The organism is Micromonospora sp. AMSO31t (genome assembly GCF_008868175.1).
GTDB lineage: Bacteria > Actinomycetota > Actinomycetes > Mycobacteriales > Micromonosporaceae > Micromonospora.
Genome location: NZ_WBKT01000102.1, coordinates 1 through 19,960 on the forward strand (window position 1 = coordinate 1; position 19,960 = coordinate 19,960).

Genomic DNA, 19,960 nt, shown 5'->3' on the forward strand with positions numbered 1-19,960 from the left:
GGCGGGCGGGGCTGCGGTCGCGTGGCCGTCGGGACCTGCGCCCGCGCGGCCGGCGCGGCCGGGGAGGCGGGTACGCCGGAGATCGGGTGGCCGCCCCGCGCCTGCTGCGAGAGGGCGAGCTTGGCCTGCCGGGCGACACCGGCCAGGGCGGCGGCACTCGGCCAGCGGGCCGCCGGGTCCTTCGCGAGGGCGCGCTCGACGATGGCCCGGACCTGCGGCGGGATGTCGGCGGGGAGCGGCCGCGGCGCCTCGCGCACGTGCTTCATGGCGATCTCGAGCGGGTTGTCCCCCTCGAAGGGCCGCCGGCCGGCCAGGCACTGGTACGCGACCACGCCGAGCGCGTAGACGTCGGAGGCGGGCGTGGCGACGGCGCCGGTGGCCTGCTCCGGGGAGATGTAGGAGGCGGTGCCGAGCACCGAGCCGGCGGCGGTGAGCTGGCCGACCAGGTCGGAGCGGGCGATGCCGAAGTCGGTGAGCACCAGCGTGCCGTTGGGCCGGACCAGGAGGTTGCCGGGCTTCACGTCGCGGTGCACGATGCCCTTCTCGTGGGCGGCGTGCAGCGCGTCGGCGGCCTGGGCGAGCAGGGCCATGGTCCGGGCCGGGGTGAGCCGGCCGACCCGGCTGAGCGTCGAGGAGAGCGCGTCGCCCTCCACGTACTCCATGACCAGGAAGGCGATCTGCTGGTCGCTGCCGAAGTCGTAGACGTCGACCACGCCGGGGTGGTTGATGGTGGCCATGGTGCGCGCCTCGCCGCGGAACCGCTCGGCGAAGCCCGGCTCGTCGAGCAGGGCGGGGAGCAGGCTCTTGACGGCGACGGTGCGGCCCAGCACCTGGTCGGTGCCGCGCCAGACGTCGCCCATGCCACCGCTGGCGATCCGCTCGTCGAGGCGGTAGCGGTTGCCGAGCTGCACACCCGGGCTGAGCATGTCAGCGGCCTTCCGCGATGGCCGCCGCCATGATCCGGCCGCCGATCCGGGCCGCCTCGGCGCTGCCGCCGCTGCCGGCCTGCTCCAGCTCGACGCACACGGCCGAGACCGGGGTGCCGTTCTTGTCGAGCGCGAAGCCGATGAACCAGCCGTGGTCGGGGGTGTTCGGGCCGGACTGGGCGGTGCCGGTCTTGCCGCCGACGGTGTAGCCCTCGATGGCGGCCTTCCGGCCGGTGCCGTCCTTCACCACGTTGACCATCATGGCCTGCAGGTCGGCCGCGACCGGGCCGCTGACGGGCCGGCGCAGCTCGCGCGGCTTGGCGGCGTCGTACACGGTGGTGCGGTCCGGTCCGAGCAGCTGCTTGACCAGGTAGGGCCGCATCTGGCTGCCGCCGTTGGCGACCGTGGCGGCGATCAGCGCGCCCTGCAGCGGGGTCATCCGCACGTCGCGCTGGCCGATGGAGGACTGGGCCAGCGCGGCCGGGTCGGTGCCGCCACCGGGCGCGGACATCTCGCCGGTACGGCTGGCCGCCACCGGCAGGCCGCCCTTCTCGCCGGATTCACCGACGGAGAGGTCGTCCTGCTCGAAGCCGAACGCGCGGGCCTTGTCCTTGATCTTGTCCGCGCCGAGCCGGACGCCGAGCTGGGCGAAGCCGGTGTTGCAGGACTCGGTCACCGCGTCCCGCAGCGTGACCTGGGCCTCCGGGCAGATCGTAGGGGCGGCGTTGCGGATCGGCTGGCCTGAGGTGGGCGGCGTGTAGCTCGACCCGGCCGGGATCTCGGTCTGCTGGGTGACGCCGTTCTCCAGCGCCGCCGCGGCCACCACGATCTTGAAGGTGGAGCCGGGTGGCAGCGTCTCGGACAGGGCCCGGTTCGCCAGCGGGCGGTCCTTGTCCTGTTCGAGCGCGTTGTGCGCCTTCGTGGCGGCGCCCGTGTCGTGGCTGGCCAGCGGGTTCGGGTCGAAGCTCGGCATGGAGACCAGAGCCTGCACCGCCCCGGTCCGCGGGTCGATCGCGATGGCGGCGCCCCGCTTGGCCCCGACCTGGTTGTCGTTGAGCTGCTTGTACGCCGTCTCCTGGGCCCGCTTGGAGAGGGTCAGCAGCACGTTGCCGCCACCGGTCTGGTCACCGGTGAACATGTCCTTGATCCGGTTGGCGATCAGCTGGTCGCTGGTGCCGGCGAGGAAGTCGTTCTCCAGCCGCTCGATGCCGGTGTCGGCCAGGTTGACCGGCTTGTAGCCGAGCACGTGCGCGTACATCGCGCCACCCGGGTAGGTGCGCTGGAACTTCAGCTTGCCGTCGGTCTCCTTGCTGAGCGCGACCGCGGTGCCACCGACCTCGATGTTGCCGCGCTTGCGGTCGTACTCGGCGACCTGGACGCGGCCGTTGTAGTCGCTGTTGCGGTATTCGTCGGCCTTGTAGCCCTGGATCCAGTTCAGGTTGGCGAAGAGCAGCCCGAAAAGGATCATGACGACCACGCCGACGCGGCGCAGGGGTGCGTTCACGGCCGGATCACCTCCGTGGGGGCACCGTGCAACTGCTCCGGCGGACCACCCGAGGGCCGGGCCGCCGGACCGCCACCGCCGGTCACCGGCCGGCGAGCGCCGTCGGAGACACGGAGCAGCACCGCGATCAGCAGCCAGTTCGCCATCAGGGACGAACCGCCCGCGGAGAGGAACGGGGTGGTCTGGCCGGTCAGCGGGATGAGCTTGCTGATCCCGCCGACGATGACGAAGACCTGCAGGCCCAGGGTGAAGGCCAGGCCGCCGGCGAGCAGCTTGCCGAACGAGTCCCGGACCGCCAGCGCGGCGCGCAGCCCCCGCTCGACGATCAGCAGATAGACCACCAGCAGCGCGGAGAGGCCGAACAGGCCGATCTCCTCGCCGATGCCGGCGAAGATGAAGTCGGTCTGCACCTCGGGCAGCAGGGTGGGCTGGCCGCCACCCGGACCGGCACCGAACAGGCCGCCGGTGCCGAGCGTGAGCAGGCCCTGGACCAGCTGGTAGCCCCGGTCGTACGGCTCGGCGAACGGGTCCAGCCAGATCTGCGCCCGGTCGTAGAAGTTGGCGAACGGGCCGCCCACCGTGCTGCCCAGCACGTACGCCAGGTAGGCGCCGCCGAAGAACAGGATCAGGCCGATGAGCAGCCAGCTCACCCGTTCGGTGGCGATGTAGAGCGTCACCACGAACATGCCGAAGTAGAGCAGCGACGTGCCCAGGTCCTTCTCGAAGACCAGCACCAGGAGGCTGATCAACCAGACGACGAGGACCGGGCCGAGGTCCCGCCCGCGCGGGAAGTCGACGCCGAGCACCCGGCGGCTGGCCAGCGAGAGCACCTCGCGCTTGCGGACCAGGTAGTAGGCGAAGAAGGCGAGCAGGGCCAGCTTGGCGAACTCACCGGGCTGGATGGAGAACCCGCCGAGGCGGATCCACAGCTTCGCGCCGTTGATCTCGGAGAACCGCCCCGGCAGCACCGCCGGGATCATCACCAGCACGATGCCGGCAAGCCCCAGGGTGTACGCGTAGCGCGACAGCGAACGGTGGTCCCGCATGATCGCCAGCAGCCCGGCGGCGAGCACCACCGCGCCGAGCGTCCAGGCGAGCTGGCGCCCGCCGGTGCCGGCGAAGATGGCCAGGGTCTCCCGCTGCTCGGGCGGGGACTGGGCCAGGTCGTAGCGACGCAGGAAACCGACGCCGATGCCGTTGAGCAGGGCGACCGCCGGCAGCAGCGCCGGGTCGGCGAACGGCGCCAACCAGCGGATCACCAGGTGCAGGCCCAGGAAGACCAGCCCCAGCGCGGCGGCCGGGATCCAGAAGTCCGGGGTGACCGTGTCCAGCACGTTCGCCTCGACCGTCGCCGCGTACGCCGCCACCAGGACCATGGCGAGCAGGAGCAGGGACAGCTCGGCGTTGCGCCGGGACCGGGCCAGGCGCACACCGGGCTGCTCGCCCGTCGAGGCGGGCGAGGCGGCCGGTGTGGCGGCTGCGGTCACGGATCTGTCCTCGGGATCGAGCCGGCGCTCACTCGGGCGACCGGCAGCCGGCCGGGTCGACCGGCGGAACCGTGTCCGAGGGGACGGCATCGGGCGTGGTGGTCGGCGTCGGCGTCGGGGTCGGCGCCGCGCTGGCCGTGGCGGTGGCCGGCGGCACGGCGCTGCCGCTGACCGCCGGGGCCAGCGAGCCGCCGGTCGGGGACGGGGTCGGGCTCACCGGACCGGCCGTCGGGCTGGGCGGGCAGATCGGCTTGAGGTTCGGGTTGGCCGGGTCGTCGCTGGTCAGCTCGGCCAGCCGGCGCTCGGCGTCCGGCTCGCTCCGCGCCTGGATGCCCTGCTTCACCTGCTCCTGGGCGGCCAGGGTGAGGTCGTCGAGCTTCGCGTCGCTCGTGGCGTGCACGTTCGACAGGTCGAGCCCGGCGACCTGGCCGGGGACCCCGCGGAACACGGCAAGCTGCCCGCCGTCGGTGGCGCCGACGTAGTACTGGCGCTGGGTGTAGCTCCAGCCGCCGAAGAGGCCGCCGCCGACGATGACCAGCAGCGCCAGCAGCATCGCCGCGGTGCGCAGCGGGTGCCGGCGGTGTCGCTCGGGCTCGTCGTCGCGGTTGTCCGCCGGTTCCTCGGGCGCGGGCGCACGGGGAGCCGACAGCGCCGAGGCTCGGGCCGCCGGGGTGGAGACGTCGGCCGAGGTGGCCATGCCGCGGTCCCGGGCCGCGGCGCCGCCGACGATCGGGGACGCCTCGACGATGTCCTGGTCGGTGGCGTCCGCGATGATCACGGTGATGTTGTCCGGGCCGCCGCCGCGCAGCGCGAGCTGCACCAGGCGCTCCACGCACTGCTGCGGGTCGGTGTATTCGCGCATGGTGTCGCCGATGGTGTCCGCGCTGACCACCCCGGAGAGACCGTCCGAGCAGATCAGGTAGCGGTCACCGGGGAGCACCTGCCGGACGCTGTATTCCGGGTCGATGTCCCGGCCGTCCAGCGCCCGGGTGAGCAGCGAGCGCTGGGGGTGACTGCTCGCCTCCTCCGCGCTGATCCGGCCCTCGTCGACGAGCATCTGGACGTAGGTGTCGTCCTTGGTGATCTGCGCGAACTCGCCGTTACGCAGGAGATAGGCCCGCGAGTCACCGATGTGGACCATGCCGAGCTTGCTGCCCGAGAAGAGGGTCGCGGTCAGCGTGGTGCCCATCCCCTCCAGCTGCGGGTTGGCGTCCACGGTGTCGCGGAGTTGTTGGTTGGCGGTGCCGACGGCGGAACGCAGCGCGTCGACGAGGGCGTCCCCGGGGACGTCCTCGTCCAGGGGCGCCATGGCACCGATGACGATGTTGCTGGCGACGTCACCGGCGGCCATGCCGCCCATGCCGTCGGCAACGGCAAGCAGCCGCGGTCCGGCGTAGACGGAATCCTGATTACCGTCTCGGATCAGACCGCGGTCGCTGTGGGCCGCATAACGCAGGGTCAGAGTCATGGCCGTAATTCGAGGGAAGTGCGGCCGATCCGGATCGGCACGCCGAGGGGGACGGGGGTTGGTCCGGTGACCTTAGCGCGATCCAGGTAGGTGCCGTTAGTCGATCCGAGGTCCTCGACGAACCACTGCCCCTCGCGCGGCACGAGCCGGGCGTGCCGCGCCGAGGCGTAGTCGTCGGTGATCACCAGGGTGGAGTCCTCGGCCCGACCGATGGTGATCTGGGCCTCCCCGAGGGTGATCCGGGTGCCGGCCAGTTGGCCGGCGGTGACCACCAGCTGGTGCGCGGCCCTGCCCCGCTTCACCTTCGCCGGCTTCGCCGCCTGCCCGGTCGACGCCCCGACGGCGCGCGGCGCGGCCACCAGGCGACCCGACCGGGCCCCCGCGAAGAGGTCCCGGCGGATCACCCCGACCACCGTGAACACGAAGATCCACAGCAGGATGAGGAACCCGAACCGGGCGACGGTGATGACGAGTTCCGGCAACGCGGGTCAGCCGTCCACGCGGAAGGTCAAGGTCGTCGTGCCGAGCTGGATCATGTCGCCCGGGTTGAGGGCGACCGCCGAGACGCGCTGGCCGTTGACCATCGTGCCGTTGGTGGAGCCGAGGTCGGTCAGCACGACCTGGCCGCCGTCGAAGTCCAGCCGGGCGTGGCGCCGGGAGATGCCGACGTCGGGCAGGCGCAGGTTGGCCTGGTCGCCGCGGCCGATCACGGTCGAGCCCATCTGGAGCGGGTAGGTGCGGCCGTCGCCGGAGACCAGGCGGACGTTGCGACCGCCGCCCTGCCCCGGGGGCGGGCCGTAGCCGCCGCCCTGGTCGTAGGCGGGGTAGGCCGGGCCGGCGTCGTAGCCGCCGGGCGCGGAGACCGGGGCGACGTCGCCGCCGGTGTAGACCTCCGCGGTGACCCGGAACATCCCGGTGTCCAACCCTTCACCACGCTCGACCTCGACGATCACGTCGCCGTAGACCGTCCACGCCTGCTCGCCGATGAACTCCGCCTGCGACTGGGCCAGCTCCTGGGCCAGCGCGGCGGCGTACGGCGCCAGACGACTGTGGTCGTACGGCGAGAGATCGATCACGTAGCGGTTGGGCACCAACGTGCGCCCACCGGCCAGGATCGCCTTGTGCGCCTCGGCCTCCCGCTGCATGGCGTTGAGGATCTCCACGGGGTGGACCACCCCTTTGAAGACCTTGGCGAAGGCCCCCTCGACCAGGCCTTCCAGACGCTTCTCGAAGCGTTGCAGCACGCTCACCGGCTCCTCCTCGGGTCCCGAGGCCATGATGGTATCCGGACACCGCCTCCGCAGCTCACACGCCGCTCGGCCGGCTGCCGGCGGCCCGTTCGTGACCAGCCCCCCGATCGTGCTAAAGTTTCGTCCGCCACGAACGGTGATCGCTCGTGGCGATGACCGGGAACAGCGTAATATGTCCGGGCACCCGCCGCAGACGGTGGGCGCGGGATGAGATACGGTGTTGCAGGTCAAGCCACGGGGAAGTGGCGGAATGGCAGACGCGCACGGTTCAGGTCCGTGTGCCCGAAAGGGCGTGGGGGTTCAACTCCCCCCTTCCCCACCATCACGAGGGCTCCGCGGTCAGCGGGGCCCTCGCTCCGTATCGGGGCGTGCCGGACGTCACGCTATGCTCCGATGGTTTCCCTGCCCCCGATGGACCAGGAGTGGCGTGTGACTGTCGCGTTGGTGACCGGTTCGGGCGGTCTGATCGGCTCCGAGGCGGCCCGGCACTTCGCCGGGCTCGGTCTCGACGTGGTCGGCATCGACAACGACATGCGGCGTTACTTCTTCGGCGAGGACGGCTCGACCGCCTGGAGCCTCGACCGCCTCGCCGCCGAGCTGGGCCGCTCCTACACCCACCACGCCGTGGACATCCGGGACCGGGACGGCCTGGAGCAGGTCTTCAAGAAGTACGGCTCGGACATCGCCGTCGTGATCCACAGCGCCGCCCAGCCGAGCCACGACTGGGCCGCCAAGGAGCCGTACACCGACTTCGACGTCAACGCCGGCGGCACCCTGAACGTGCTGGAGAACACCCGGCGGCACGCCATCGACGCGCCGTTCATCCACTGCTCGACCAACAAGGTCTACGGCGACCGCCCGAACACGCTGCCGCTCATCGAGCTGGAGACGCGCTACGAGCTGCCCGAGGACCACCACTGGTACGACGGCATCACCGAGGACATGTCGATCGACGAGTCGCTGCACTCGATCTTCGGCGCCTCCAAGGTCGCCTCGGACGTGATGGTCCAGGAGTACGGCCGGTACTTCGACATGAAGACCGCCTGCTTCCGGGGCGGCACGCTGACCGGCCCGGCGCACTCCGCCGCCGAGCTGCACGGCTTCCTGGCGTACCTGATGCGCTGCGTGATGGAGGGCCGGACGTACAACCTCTTCGGCTACAAGGGGAAGATGGTCCGGGACGCCATCCACTCGCGGGACGTGCTCACCGCGTTCGAGGCGTTCTTCCGCGAGCCGCGCTCGGCGCAGGTCTACAACCTCGGCGGCGGCCGGCACTCGAACACCTCGCACATCGAGGCGTTCCGGATCGCCGAGGACATCACCGGCCGGGTGGCGAAGATCAACTACGTCGAGCAGGCCCGCACCGGCGACCACCAGTGGTACGTCAGCAGCATGGCCCGGTTCGAGGAGCACTACCCGAACTGGAAGATCACCTACGACGTGCCGATGATCCTCCGCGAGATCTACGAGGCGAACGTCGACAAGTGGGTGCCGAAGGCATGACCACCGGCACCAAGCGGAACGTGCTCGGCGTACTCGTCGACGCGACCGACTACGCCCGGGCGACCGAGGCCGTGGTGGCCGCCGCGCACGACCGCCGACCGCTGGCCCTCACCGCGCTCGCCGTGCACGGCGTGATGACCGGGGTGCTCGACCGGGCACACAACGCCCGGCTCAACTCCTTCGACGTGGTCACGCCCGACGGGCAGCCGGTGCGCTGGGCGCTCAACCTGCTGCACGGCGCCGGCCTCACCGACCGGGTCTACGGGCCGGAGCTCACCCTCCGGGTGCTCGCCCGCTTCGCCGACGAGGGGCTGCCGGTCTACCTCTACGGCTCCACCGAGGCGACCCTGTCCCGCCTGGTCCCGGCCCTGGAACGGAAGTTCCCGGCGCTGAAGATCGCCGGCGTCGAGCCCTCCAAATTCCGGTCGCTCCAGCCGGGCGAGGACGCCGAGATCGCCGATCGGATCAAGGCCAGCGGCGCCCGGCTCGTGCTGGTCGGGCTGGGCTGCCCCCGGCAGGAGGTCTTCACCTACGCCATGCGGCCACTGCTGGACATGCCGCTGATGGCCGTCGGCGCGGCTTTCGACTACCACGCGGGGCTGCTGCGCAACCCCCCGCCGTGGATGCAGCGGGCCGGGCTGGAGTGGTTCTGGCGGCTCGGCCTCGAACCGAAGCGGCTCTGGCGCCGCTACGTCATCCTCAACCCCGCCTACCTGGCGCGGCTGGCCGCGCAGAAGACCGGCGTGTGGAAGGCCACCCCGCCGGCCCCGGCCACGGAACGCCCGGCCACCTTCGACGTCTGAGCCCGCAACGACGCCCGGCGGCCACCCCGAGGGGGACCGCCGGACGCCGGTGGGAGAGGTTGGCTCACGGGATCGGCACTGACCGATCGTTAAAAGGCTAGGTCAGCGGTGGAGACACTGTGAACATGCCGGATCCGCCATAACGCCGACAGGATGACCCCTACGGGAGGCGTACGGGAGGAACCGGGGTGCCGCCCCGGATTCGGTGGGCGTCGATCTGGGCCAGGCTGGGCACCATGGACGAGCCTCTCACCGTGCTGCTCCCCGTCGCCGCCGTCTGGCTGGCCGCCGGCGTGGTGGCGGACGGGCTGCCCCGGCTGGACCGCGCCCGCGCGCTGCGACGGCGTACCGGATGGTTGTCCGCCCTGGTCCTCACCGGCCTGGCGCTGACCGCGGCCGTCCTGGCGGTGGGCCTGCAGAGCGCCGGCACGACGGCGCTCGACCGGGCCGGCGCCGGGCTCACCCTCGCGGCGGCCCCCGCGCTGGTCGTCGCGGTCTGCACGGTACGCCGGGTCCGGTGGCTGCGGGCCGGCGCGGGCGCGTTCGCCGCCGCGCCGGACACCCCCGCCCCGCACGGGCTGCGGGCCGTCGCGGCGCACCCGCTGATCGGGCTGCCGCTCCAGGTGACCGCGCTGGCGGCACTCGGCGCGGTGCTGCCGGCCGCGGGCGTCGACCTGTTCGCGAGGCCGGCCGTCACCGGGCCCGCGATCACCGTCGCGGTGCTCGGTGTGATCGCGATCGGGGTACGCCACGCCCTGCGGCACAACCGTCTCGCCGAGCGGGCGCTGCCGCCCGCGGCCGCGGCGTCAACGCGGGCGGGCCGCCCCCTGCACGTATAGCAGCTCCAGGATCGCCCGGGTCGCCTCGAACCAGCGGTCCAGCCAGCCCGGCGGGGGCACGCTGCCCTTCGGCGGCAGCTCCATCAGCAGCCCGCGCAGCAGCGGATGGTCCACGAGGGACTCCTGCTGCTCCATCGGCCAGCCGGTCGGCGGGAAGGACGGCTCGGTGAGCGGGTTCGGGTCGAGCGACGGCAGCGAGAGCGGCGGGCCGGGCTGTTCCGGTGCGGTGGCGTCCCGGCCCATCTCGGCGTCGCCGGAGCCCACCTCGGTGAGGACGCTGTCCCGGCGCGCCCCGCGGTACTTGCCACCGAACCGCTCGGGCTTGCCCGGGCCGTTGGTCAGATTCTCTGAACCGATCGTCGTCATCCGTCTCGCCTGCCTCGCTCGGTTGCCGATCTGTGCGGTTCAACGAGGCGGAACGGAACTGGCGACGGGTGCCCGCAACCGGCCGGGGGCAGACGGAATGGTCCCGCCCGGCGACGCTGCCGGGCGGGACCACGCTTCTGGGGGGCGGGCCGCCGGATCAGTGCCCGGGGAACGCACCGCCCCTGGCGCCGGCGACGAAGGCGTGCCAGTCACCCGGGGCGAAGACCAGGGCCGGGCCCGTCCTGTCCTTCGAGTCCCGGACGCCGACCGCCCCGGTCACATACGCGACCTCCACGCAGTTGTCACAGTTCGGCCCGCTCTTCGAGCTCTTGAACCACGTCGCCTGCGTCAGGTCCACGGGGAACTCCTTGGTCGCCATTTCCACAACGGCTCCTCTGCCAGTTTTGCGATGTGTGCGATGGATTCCTCCGGGCGAATGGCCGCTGCTCGAATGTGATCGAAGATGAAGCTGTACTTCTGTAGCTCGTCGCTCTTCTCGAGGAAGAGCCCACCCGTGGCGTTCTCCGCGTACACGACATCGGGATCACTCGGTTCGGGGAAGCTGAGGATCGTGAAGGTCCCGTCCATGCCGGCGTGCGCGCCCACCTCGAAGGGCAGGACCTGCAACGTCACGTTCGGCAGTTCGGCCACCTCCACCAGCCGTTTGAGCTGGCCACGCATCACCGCGTCGCCGCCAACCGGCCGGCTCAGCACCGCCTCATCGAGCACCACCCACAGATCGACCGGATCGTCCTGGGTCAACAACGACTGACGGCCCAGTCGGACACGCACCCGCTGTTCGACCTGTTCGGCGGTGAAGTCCGGCCGAGCGGCCCGGATCATCGCCCCCGCGTACTCCTCGGTCTCCAACAGGCCCGGCACGACCTGTTGTTCGTACGCCCGGATCGAGCTGGCCGCCGCCTCCAGTCCCACGTACGCCCCGACCAGCACCGTGCTGTACGGATGCCACCAGCCCTTCTGCCGGGCCTCGCGGGCGATCTGCACCAGCTCGTCGCTCTCGGCGCCGACCACCCCGTAGATGCGGAGCATGTCCCGCACGTCGCGCGGTGTGGCGGTGGTGTGACCGGTCTCGATACGGGAGACCTTGGAGGCCGAGCACTCCAACTGCTCGGCGACCGTCTCGATGGTGATGCCGGCGGCTTCCCGCTGCCGGCGGAGTTCCGCCCCCAGGCGTCGACGCCGGATGGTCGGACTGCGCCGCTCGCTCACGACGTCACCCCACGGGTCGATGGACGGGGATTCCCACTCCTCGCGCGCACCCGGCTACCTCCGGTCGGTCGCGCCCGGTTTCACACCCGCCGGGGGCGCGACCGGCATACGGCGGGCGAGCGTTCGCGGCAGGGGTGGTGCCGGTCGTCGACCGGCCGCGACGGGCGAAACCGGCGTCCAGTGTGCCGTCCCGGGACCTGAGGCTTCAAGCGTCCCGTTCACGTGTCCTGCTCGCGTATCGGCAAAAGTCGACGTGCAACTTGCATGAAGCACGTCGCTGATGCACTCTGTCGGTATGGCACGGGTTACTCACCGTCTTCGCATGATCTCCGGGCGTGGTCGCACCACGGGCCGCGGGACGGCGGGAGGGGAGCCGTCCCGCGCCCTGCGACCTGCCCCGGGATGAAGACCCCGCCGCTGCACGCCAGCTTGGCTGTGGCGGCGGGAGCGGTAACCGGGAGCAGCCGGGTGATGGTCGGGTGGCGGTCCGCCACCGCGGGTACGGCCCGACCAGCACCGACCCACTGATCAGCCGGTCCACGAGGTAGATCCCCCGTCACCGGACCGCCCTGTCCCCCCGATCAGCCTCGCCGGCCCGCCCGCCGGCCGATCCTTCCCAGGAGCCCATGTGCTTCCCCGCTCCGGTGACGTACTGCACGTGACACGCGCGGCGAGTGTCCAGTTCCTCCGACCGATCATGTTCCGGGTGATCCGGGTGCTCGACTGGCCGACCTACGACGGTTGGCTCTGGCTCGACGGCTACGAGTTGAACGCGGCGGGGGACGCGGTCAACCGGCGGTCGATCTTCGTACAGCAGGAGGGGCTGCGGCACCTTCAGGCCGCGCCGGCCCCGCGCCCGCACACCGTCCGGACGGCCCGCCGTCCGGTGGCCCGGACCCCGGTCCGGGTCGGCTGACCTCACGAATCCCGGTCGGGGGGCGTGCCGCCGCCATAGAATCGGTACGCCCACCCCGGCAAACGCTCCACCCCGCGCGCTCCGGACCCTGAACCTGGGATGGTCATGGTCAATCTGCCCGCCGCGCGGCGGCACCACCGGTCCCGTATCGGCTACGCCCTCGGGCTTCTCGCGTTCCTCGGCGCCGCGACCGCACTCGCGCTCGTGGTCCGCCACCCCGCCTTCTCCGCGACCCAGGAGTTGACGGAGCCGGTCCCGGCTCCGGAGATCACCGTGGCCGGCGAGGGCAACCGGCCGGCCACGGACCCGGAGGAGGACGAGCCCGCCTGGGTCGATCCACCGGTGGCCGGCGCGCGGGGCGGCGAACTCGTCGCCCCGTCGACCCCCGGCCACGCCGGTGGCGGGGCCGGGGCCGGGGAGGCCGCGCTCGCGGAGCGCCCGTCGGCCGCCACCGACCTCAGCCGGTCGCTGTTCTACTCCGGCCTGCTCGGCCTCGCCATCTCGCTGGCCGGGCTGGGCCTGGTCGGCACCCGGCGCCGCCAGTGGTGACGCTCAGGGCGTGGCGGTGGCCGTGGGTGAGGGCGTCGAGGTGGTGGGGGTGGTCGTCGGCTCCGCGGCCCGGGCCACCACGATGCTGACCCGGTCCCCCTCTTCAACCGGCTCGCCGGCCCCCGGACTGGTCTCGATCACCGTTCCGGCCCGTCGGTCCGACGTCCGGTACCGCACCCGGTAATCCACGCCCAGTTGGTCGAGGGCCGCCCGAGCGGCCGACTCCGGCAGCCCCACCAGCGGCGGCATCGGCACCTCGGCGGCCGCAGTCGTGGTCGGCGGGCTGCTCGGCGGTGAACTGCTCGGCGCGGCCGTGCTCGGCGTCGCGCTGGTCCGCGCGGCCGTCGGCGCGGCCGAGGGCGACAGGCCCGGCTCGGCGTCGCGGTCCGCCGCGCGAAGCGCCAGCCAGACACCCAGCCCGATCAGCGCGATCAGCACCAGCGCGAGGACGCCCAGCAGGATCGGCATCCACCACCGACGGCCGGCCTGCTCCTCCGTGTACCACTCGCCGCCGGGCTCCGGGTACCCGGCCGCCCTCGGTGGCGGCACTCCGGCGCGCCCGGACCAGGCGGGGCTGACCGGCTCCTGGCGGGTGGTGGCGTCGATCGGCCGGCGCGCTCCGGCGCCACCGTCCCCGCGGGGCATCGGGCGGGTCGCATCGCCATCTCCACCGCCGGACGGGGTCGACGGCATGGCGCGGGTCGCGTCGGCATCCTCGTCCCCGGCCGGTTCACGCGGCACCTTGCGGGTGGCGTCCGCGTCCCCGGCCGGCCCGCGTGGCATTGCGCGGGTGGCGTCCGCGTCCTCGCCGCCGTCGGACGGGTCACGGGGCATCGCGCGGGTGGCGTCCGCATCCTCGCCGCCGGAGGTGTCGCGCGGCATCGCGCGGGTCGCGTCGGCGTCCTCGGACGTGGTGGGACGGTCGGGTGGCGTGGCGCGGGCGGCGTCCGGGTCGGCGCCGCCCCGGTCGGGAGGAAGTGCCCTGGTCGCGTCCGGGTCCTCGGCGGGCGGCTCCTGGCGGTCGTCGCTCATCGCACGTCCTTTCCCCACCGGGACAGGGCGGCCTGGCCCTCCGCCGTCCACGGTAGCCGTCCGCCCCACCATCGGCAGGCATCAGCGCGCCGGGCCGCCGATCACGGCGAGGGCAGCGGACTGGCGGTCGGCGGGGTGGAGGGCTCGTCGCCGCAGGTGAGGGTCACCGGGTCGTTCCACCGGGCCGCGCTTCCCGGTCCCGGGTCCTGCGCGGTGACCGGACCCTGGCGGCCGGTGCGATAACGGGGGTAGAGACCGGCCGCCACCAGGTCGTCCGCCGCGTCGGCGCAGCCCTGGGCGAGCAGGTCGGGCACGGCGACGGCCGGCGCCGCGCCGGCGACCCAGAGGGTGACGGTGACGCCCCGCTTCACCGGCGTACCGGGGTCGGGCGAGGTGCGCTGGACGGTACGGCCGGAGCCGCTGCCGAACACCAGTCGCCAGCCGAGCTTGCGGTCCCGCAGCTCCCGGCGGGCCTGCTCGAAGTCGGTGCCCACCACCTGCGGCACGGTCAGGCCGGCGGGGGTCGTGGTGCGCGTACCGGTCGGCCGGTCGTCGGCGGCGCTCGGCGACGCGGCGGTCGGCGTGGTGGCGTCGACCGCAGGCGCGGTGGGGCCGGCGGCCGGCGGCGGGGTGGGCCCGTCCGGCTCACCGGCGAGGACCCAGCCGCCGCTCGCCCCGATCACCGCCAGCAGGGCCATGGCCAGGCCGCCACCGAGGAGCAGCCGAGCCCGGTCCCGCCCCGGTTCGGCGCGCACCCCGGGCTGCCGGTCCTGGTACCCCTCGTCCGTCATCGCGTCCCCCGCCTCAGTCACCGGCGACCGTATCCGGCGCCGCCAAGCCCCTCACGGCCGATCCGGACTACGCCACCACTCGCCGCGCCGACCTTGGGACGCTACGCTCCCCGGCATGGCCAGACGGGGCTGGGGAGGATCGACCGCCGCCGCGCTCGGCGTCGCCGCCGGTGCGGGCGCCGCGCAGCTCGGCTTCGGCTACGGGCTCGGCATCATCAACTGGGCGCCGGCCGGCGCCGCCCGCGTCGACGCGGCCTGGGTGGCCAGCCTCGCCTGGGCGACCTGGATCTCCGCGACATCCGTGATCGCCGGCGCGGTCTGCGCCCAGCGGCTGCGCGGCGCCGACGACGAGCCGGCGGGCGCCCTGCCGCGGCTCGGCCTGGCGCTCGCCGCCGGGGTGGGCGCGGTGATCACCGTGCTGCTGGTGGCCGTGCCGGCCCGGGCCGCGCGCGTGCCGGACACGTCGTCGCCGCAGGCCGTGGCCGCCGGGTACGCGGCCGCCGGGCTGCTTCTCGGGGTGCTGCTCGCGACGTGGGCGCTGCACACCCGGGCCGCCGCCACCAACCTCATCGCCACCACCGGGTGGCTCTGGCTGCTCGCCGTGGTGTCGGTGGTCGACGGAGTGCTCTCCGGCCGTGGCCTGACCACCGCCCAGCTCGGCATCTGGCAGATCAGCGCGGACAGCGGGCGGTTCTGGATCCGCGACTACTTCTACTGGCCGGGGGCACTGCTCTCGCTCGGTTCGGCGCTGCTGATCGGGGTGCTGGCGGCCCGGCGGGCGGTCCGCGCCCCGGAGCGACGGGTCGGGGCGGCGGCCTCCGGGGCGGCCGGCCCGCTGCTGGTCGCGCTGGCCTACCTGCTCGCCGTGCCGAGGCTCGCCGGGATCGCCGCCGAGCAGGTGTCGGCCCACCTGATCGCCCCGTACGCGGTGATCGCCGGGATCGGCGGCTCGGCCCTGGTGGCCGCGCTGGCCCAGCGGGCCGGCCACCGCGCCGCCGAGCGAGCCGACGTGAGCCTGCCCCACCAGCGCACCGGGGAGGCGGACCGGTTGCCGAGCGACGAGCCGGACCAACTCGCCGCCGCCGACCGGGAGCCGCCCGTCGACCGGGAGGCGGCCACCGATTCGTCGGACGCTGCCGGGGCGGTGCCCGCCACGGGACGGCCGACCCGTCGGTTCTTCGGTCGGCGCGCCTCGGGAACGGCCGCGCCGAGCGCCAGCCGCGAGGTCGACGACGAACGCGGGGCCGAGGCCACGTCGGTCGAGCCGCTGGACGAGCAGGTCACGTCCGCGGGGCGGCGGCCGACCCCGGCGACCGCGGGCACCGATCCGTTCTCGGGCGGGACGGCGACAGCCGGTGTCCCGAGCGTCGCGGCCGACCGGGACACGGTGCCGGAGCCCGCTTCCGTCCGACGCGGCAGGGCCATCCCGCCCCAGCGGAAGCCCGAGTCCGGCGCGCCGGCCGGCACCGACCCGGCGCGAGCGGGCACCGACCCGGTCCGGCCGGAATCCACCGGAGACGAGCCCCGATCGGCCGGATCCGCGACGGCGGAGCGGGCGGGTGACAGCGCGGCGGAGAGCGGCGCGACCGCCCCCACCACCGGACCGAAGGCCCGTCGCCGCAGCCGCTGACCGTCAAGGGCGTAGCCGTATCGCCGATCTGGCGGTGTCGACGGGTGCCCGATACCGCCAGCTCCCGCGACCTGGAGTCGATCAAGCGGCCAGCGGCATCGGTCAGTCGACGGGCCAGGTGTGGACGGGTTCGTTGCCGCGTTGCAGCTCGGCGTACCGCTGGACCATGTGGTGCAGGGCGGCTTCCCGGTCCAGGCCGCGATGACGCTCGGCCGCCCACACCGTCTCGGTCTGCCAGACCGCGCCGTTGCGGCCGGTGCGGCAGCGCTCCTCGATCACGCCGAGGAGGCGGTCGCGCTCGGCCGGGGCGACACCGAACCGGTCCAGCCCCTCCGCGGCGGTGGGCAGCAGCGTGTCGAGGACGAGCGTGGTGACCGGCACGTCGCCGAGCCCGGGCCAGTGCAGCACGGCGTTGATGCCACGCCGGGCGGCGGCGTGGAAGTTCTCCTCGGCGGAGCTGAAGGTGAGCTGGCTCCAGATCGGCCGGTCGGCCTCGGCCAGTCCGCGGGCGAGGCCGAAGTAGAAGGCCGCGTTGGCGAGCATGTCCACCACGGTCGGCCCGGCCGGCAGCACCCGGTTCTCCACGCGCAGGTGCGGGCGGCCGCCCATGATGTCGTAGACCGGGCGGTTCCAGCGGTAGACGGTGCCGTTGTGCAGGCGCAGCTCGCCGAGCTGGGGCACTCCGCCGGCGTGCAGCACCTCGACCGGGTCCTCGTCCTCGCAGATGGGCAGCAGGGGCGGGAAGTAGCGGACGTTCTCCTCGAACAGGTCGAAGATCGACGTGATCCAGCGCTCGCCGAACCACACCCGGGGGCGTACGCCCTGGGCCTTCAGCTCGTCCGGGCGGGTGTCGGTGGCCTGCTCGAACAGGGCGATCCGGGTCTCCGCCCAGAGCTGCCGGCCGTAGAGGAACGGCGAGTTGGCGCCGATCGCCACCTGCACGCCGGCGATGGCCTGGGAGGCGTTCCAGTAGTCCGCGAAGCTGTCCGGCGCGACCTGGAGGTGGAACTGGAGGCTGGTGCAGGCGGCCTCGGGCGCGATCGAGTCGGTGTGCGTGCGCAGCCGCTCGACGCCGCGGATGTCCAGCTCGATGTCCTCGCCCCGGGCCCCGACGATCTGGTCGTTGAGCACCCGGTAGCGCTCGTCGGTGGACAGGTTGTCGGCGACCAGGTGCCGCTCGGTGAGGGTGGGCAGGATGCCGACCATCACGATCTTCGCGTCGGACTTGGCGGCCCGCTCGTCGGCGCGGCTCAGGCTGCTGCGCAGGTCGTGCGCGTAGTCGGCGAAGCCGGCGCCCTCGATGAGCCGGGGTGAGGCGTTCAGCTCCAGGTTGAACTGCCCCAGCTCGGTCTGGAAGAGCGGGTCGGCGATGTCGGCCAGGATCTGGTCGTTGCGCATGGCCGGTTCGGCGGCGGCGTCGACCAGGTTCAGCTCGATCTCCAACCCGGTCATCGGCCGGTCGGCGTCGAAGCCGAAGTCGTCCAGCATCAGGGCGAAGACGTCCAGGCACCGCCGGACCTTCTGCCGGTAGCGGACCCGGTCCTCCCGGGAGAAGGCGCCCTGCTCGACGTCTCTGCCCATCTGTCCTCCCGGCGCCGGCGCCACGGAACCGTACGGTTCCGCAACGCATTGTGAACCATTCACGTTGAGTGCGTAAGTGCGCCCGGGGCCGTCGGATGGGCGGCTGGGCGCAGGTCTGGACTCCTACCCAGCCGGGGGCCGCGGCACCACGGTCAACCTGCGAACAACACGTGACAATTCGCACCCCCTGCGTACGACGAACGGGCCCGCGCCGTCGGGTGACGGCGCGGGCCCGTTCGGGGCGTACGCGGAGGATCAGGCCTGGCGGACGGCCTCGCCCTCGATCTCGATCTTGATCTTCTTGCCGACCAGGACGCCGCCGGTCTCCAGGGCGACGTTCCAGGTCAGGCCGAACTCCTCACGGTCGATCTCGGTGGACGCCGAGAAGCCGAAGATGTCCTGGCCGAACGGGCTGCGGCCGACGCCCTCGAACTCGACGTCCAGGTCGACCGGGCGGGTCACGCCCTTGACGGTGAGCTCACCGGAGAGGACGAACTCGCTGCCGTCGCGGGACTTGACGCCGGTGCTGCGGAACTCCAGGGTGGGGAACTGCTCGGCGTCGAGGAACTCCGGGCTGCGCAGGTGCGCGTCGCGGTCGGCCTGGGCGGTGTTGATGCTGGCCGCCTGGATGGTGGCGGTCACCGACGACTGCGTGGGGTCCTCGGCCACGGTGATGGTGGCGCTGGCCTCGGCGAACTCACCGCGTACCTTGCTGACCATCATGTGCCGGGCGACGAACCCGACGCGCTTGTGAGCCGCGTCCAGCAGGTAGGTGCCGGCGGTCGGGATGGTGAGACCCTCCCAGTCGCGGGTAACCGCTTCGATGCTGCTGGTCATGCTGGTGTCCTCCAGGGGAGATTGTTTAGTAACCCAACGACTGACTGAGCAACTATAGGCATAGCAATATTCCCTGTGTCAAGGACTGCTAGGATGGCAGCGTGGACCAGAACGTGTTCGACGACCCCCGGATCACCGCCATCGGCCTCCTCTTCGAGGCCGGCGCCGGGCTGTCGGCCCGGTTCGCCGCCCAGTTCGAGGAGCACGGCCTCTCCCCGGTCGAGTTCGAGGTGCTGATGCGGCTCACCCGGTCGCCGGGTCACCAGCTGCGGATGACCGACCTCGCGGCGCAGACCTCCCTGTCCACCAGCGGGGTCACCCGTGTGGTCGACCGGATGGAGCGCGACGGCCTCCTCCGCCGCCGGGCCTGCCCGTCCGACCGGCGCAGCTCGTACGCGGTGGTCACCGCGGCCGGCCTGAGCCGGCTGGACGACACCCTCCCCGGGCACCTGCGAATCATCGAGGAGTGGTTCACCGGCCAGCTCGCACCGCCTCAGCTGGAGGCGCTCCTGGACGGCCTGCGCCGGGTCCGCGACGCGGTGCACCCGGGAGCGACCGCCGGCAGCACCGAGCCGGCGCCCGCCGACTGCTGACCGGCGGACGGCTCCGGCGTACCGGCGAGTCACCGGCAGAAAGACCGGCAGAACCGCTGGGACACCGGGGCGTACCAGCGCAATAACGGCCAAATCACCCACACCGGCTGGATAGTCTTCCGGGCAGCGGGGGGGCACCGGGGGGTGCCGGCGCGAGCGATGAGCGAGGGGCAGCACCAGGGGGCTTTTTCGCTCGCGCCACCCCCGCGCCTTCTTCGCTGCCCGGTTCAGTCGGCCCGGTCGGCGCGTTCCCGGCGGGCCACCAGTGCGTAGAGCAGGGCCTCCTCCCGGGGCACCAGCCTGATCCCGGTGGTCCGGCAGGCCCGGTCCAGCCGGTCCAGCACCGCCACGTCGGTGGTGCTCGCCGCCAGCCCCACCAGCGCCTCCACCAGGTCCCGCCGCTCGCCGCCGCCGGCCGCCGAGTCAGCCGCCGCGCTGAACCACTCCGCCGCCAACTCCCGGTCTCCCCGGTGCAGGGCGAGATGGCCCTCGATCAACGCGCAGACCACCCCCTCCGGCGGGACGTCCCGGCGCTCCGGGTCGAGAGTCTCCACGCCCCGCGGCCGGCGCTGCCCCGGCACCGGGTGCGCCGGCCGCAGCTCGGCCACCACCTCCAGCGCCTCCGCCGCCCGCCCTTCGAGGGCGAGTGCGAGCC

The 19,960-nt window shown here is 73.1% G+C and carries 20 protein-coding genes, 1 tRNA gene and 1 pseudogene; 8 read left to right on the forward strand and 14 right to left on the reverse strand.

Annotation, left to right across the window (positions count from 1 at the left end; translation table 11 throughout):
* From F8274_RS20930 to F8274_RS20955, 6 genes are all read right to left on the reverse strand, one after another.
* Positions 1–926: serine/threonine-protein kinase (locus F8274_RS20930; RefSeq protein ID WP_151464074.1), on the reverse strand; the 926-nt coding region annotated here is incomplete at its 3' end.
* A gap of 1 nt (position 927) precedes the next feature.
* Positions 928–2,430, reverse strand: coding sequence for a penicillin-binding protein 2 (locus tag F8274_RS20935; protein WP_151464075.1), 1,503 nt, complete (start codon positions 2,428–2,430; stop codon positions 928–930).
* On the reverse strand, positions 2,427–3,917 hold the full coding sequence (locus tag F8274_RS20940) for an FtsW/RodA/SpoVE family cell cycle protein (RefSeq protein WP_151464076.1): 1,491 nt from the start codon (positions 3,915–3,917) through the stop codon (positions 2,427–2,429). The genes F8274_RS20935 and F8274_RS20940 overlap by 4 nt, the downstream gene beginning before the upstream one ends.
* Positions 3,918–3,945: 28 nt before the next feature.
* The gene (locus tag F8274_RS20945) at positions 3,946–5,385 is read right to left on the reverse strand and encodes a PP2C family serine/threonine-protein phosphatase (protein ID WP_151464077.1); all 1,440 of its coding nucleotides are present in this window, start codon (positions 5,383–5,385) and stop codon (positions 3,946–3,948) included.
* Entirely contained in the window at positions 5,382–5,867 is a 486-nt protein-coding gene (locus tag F8274_RS20950) for an FHA domain-containing protein (RefSeq protein WP_088959602.1), read from the reverse strand. The genes F8274_RS20945 and F8274_RS20950 overlap by 4 nt, the downstream gene beginning before the upstream one ends.
* 6 nt (positions 5,868–5,873) lie before the next feature.
* The gene (locus tag F8274_RS20955) at positions 5,874–6,662 is read right to left on the reverse strand and encodes a DUF3662 and FHA domain-containing protein (RefSeq protein ID WP_151464078.1); all 789 of its coding nucleotides are present in this window, start codon (positions 6,660–6,662) and stop codon (positions 5,874–5,876) included.
* Between the two features lie 209 nt (positions 6,663–6,871).
* On the opposite strand from F8274_RS20955, the gene F8274_RS20960 reads away from it, so the two are divergent.
* The 4 genes from F8274_RS20960 (at position 6,872) to F8274_RS20975 (ending at position 9,780) form a co-directional block, all read left to right on the forward strand.
* Positions 6,872–6,957, forward strand: a tRNA-Leu gene (locus F8274_RS20960).
* Positions 6,958–7,028: 71 nt separating this feature from the next.
* Positions 7,029–8,138 carry an NAD-dependent epimerase/dehydratase family protein gene (locus F8274_RS20965; protein WP_192579909.1) on the forward strand — a complete coding sequence of 370 codons (1,110 nt, stop codon included), beginning with the start codon at positions 7,029–7,031 and terminating at the stop codon, positions 8,136–8,138.
* Positions 8,135–8,941, forward strand: a complete 807-nt coding sequence (locus F8274_RS20970; RefSeq protein ID WP_151464080.1) for a WecB/TagA/CpsF family glycosyltransferase — start codon at positions 8,135–8,137, stop codon at positions 8,939–8,941. Before F8274_RS20965 ends, F8274_RS20970 begins: the two co-directional genes overlap by 4 nt.
* A gap of 236 nt (positions 8,942–9,177) precedes the next feature.
* Positions 9,178–9,780 carry a hypothetical protein gene (locus F8274_RS20975; RefSeq protein ID WP_151464081.1) on the forward strand — a complete coding sequence of 201 codons (603 nt, stop codon included), beginning with the start codon at positions 9,178–9,180 and terminating at the stop codon, positions 9,778–9,780.
* Here F8274_RS20975 and F8274_RS20980 read toward each other — a convergent pair.
* The 3 genes from F8274_RS20980 to F8274_RS20990 form a co-directional block, all read right to left on the reverse strand.
* Positions 9,748–10,146 carry a hypothetical protein gene (locus F8274_RS20980; RefSeq protein ID WP_151464082.1) on the reverse strand — a complete coding sequence of 133 codons (399 nt, stop codon included), beginning with the start codon at positions 10,144–10,146 and terminating at the stop codon, positions 9,748–9,750. The two genes, F8274_RS20975 and F8274_RS20980, sit on opposite strands and share 33 nt — an antisense overlap.
* Before the next feature lie 157 nt (positions 10,147–10,303).
* Positions 10,304–10,525, reverse strand: a complete 222-nt coding sequence (locus tag F8274_RS20985) for a DUF397 domain-containing protein (RefSeq protein ID WP_151464083.1) — start codon at positions 10,523–10,525, stop codon at positions 10,304–10,306.
* A complete protein-coding gene (locus tag F8274_RS20990) occupies positions 10,495–11,376 on the reverse strand; it encodes a helix-turn-helix transcriptional regulator (protein WP_151464084.1) in 882 nt (293 codons plus the stop codon). Before F8274_RS20990 ends, F8274_RS20985 begins: the two co-directional genes overlap by 31 nt.
* A 628-nt stretch (positions 11,377–12,004) precedes the next feature.
* On the opposite strand from F8274_RS20990, the gene F8274_RS20995 reads away from it, so the two are divergent.
* Together F8274_RS20995 and F8274_RS21000 are read left to right on the forward strand one after the other, a co-directional pair.
* Positions 12,005–12,292 carry a hypothetical protein gene (locus F8274_RS20995; protein ID WP_151464085.1) on the forward strand — a complete coding sequence of 96 codons (288 nt, stop codon included), beginning with the start codon at positions 12,005–12,007 and terminating at the stop codon, positions 12,290–12,292.
* Positions 12,293–12,391: 99 nt separating this feature from the next.
* Positions 12,392–12,841: a hypothetical protein gene (locus F8274_RS21000; RefSeq protein WP_151464086.1), complete on the forward strand. Its 450-nt coding sequence runs from the start codon at positions 12,392–12,394 to the stop codon at positions 12,839–12,841.
* A gap of 3 nt (positions 12,842–12,844) precedes the next feature.
* Here the strand turns inward: F8274_RS21000 and F8274_RS21005 are convergent, their stop codons facing one another.
* Both F8274_RS21005 and F8274_RS21010 read right to left on the reverse strand, forming a co-directional pair.
* Positions 12,845–13,873 carry a PASTA domain-containing protein gene (locus F8274_RS21005; protein WP_151464087.1) on the reverse strand — a complete coding sequence of 343 codons (1,029 nt, stop codon included), beginning with the start codon at positions 13,871–13,873 and terminating at the stop codon, positions 12,845–12,847.
* 101 nt (positions 13,874–13,974) lie between these two features.
* The gene (locus F8274_RS21010; RefSeq protein WP_225853896.1) at positions 13,975–14,664 is read right to left on the reverse strand and encodes a PASTA domain-containing protein; all 690 of its coding nucleotides are present in this window, start codon (positions 14,662–14,664) and stop codon (positions 13,975–13,977) included.
* A gap of 115 nt (positions 14,665–14,779) precedes the next feature.
* Between F8274_RS21010 and F8274_RS32675 the strand changes: the two genes are divergently transcribed.
* Positions 14,780–16,294: a hypothetical protein gene (locus F8274_RS32675; RefSeq protein ID WP_370518255.1), complete on the forward strand. Its 1,515-nt coding sequence runs from the start codon at positions 14,780–14,782 to the stop codon at positions 16,292–16,294.
* A gap of 102 nt (positions 16,295–16,396) precedes the next feature.
* On the opposite strand, the gene F8274_RS21020 is transcribed toward F8274_RS32675, so the two are convergent.
* Positions 16,397–17,875: a glutamate--cysteine ligase gene (locus tag F8274_RS21020; RefSeq protein ID WP_151464089.1), complete on the reverse strand. Its 1,479-nt coding sequence runs from the start codon at positions 17,873–17,875 to the stop codon at positions 16,397–16,399.
* Between the two features lie 255 nt (positions 17,876–18,130).
* Positions 18,131–18,712, reverse strand: coding sequence for a YceI family protein (locus F8274_RS21025; RefSeq protein WP_151464090.1), 582 nt, complete (start codon positions 18,710–18,712; stop codon positions 18,131–18,133).
* Between the two features lie 101 nt (positions 18,713–18,813).
* Between F8274_RS21025 and F8274_RS21030 the strand changes: the two genes are divergently transcribed.
* Positions 18,814–19,305 carry a MarR family winged helix-turn-helix transcriptional regulator gene (locus tag F8274_RS21030; protein WP_151464091.1) on the forward strand — a complete coding sequence of 164 codons (492 nt, stop codon included), beginning with the start codon at positions 18,814–18,816 and terminating at the stop codon, positions 19,303–19,305.
* Between the two features lie 227 nt (positions 19,306–19,532).
* Here the strand turns inward: F8274_RS21030 and F8274_RS31310 are convergent.
* Positions 19,533–19,960 (reverse strand): annotated as a pseudogene (locus F8274_RS31310) (XRE family transcriptional regulator); the annotation flags it as partial.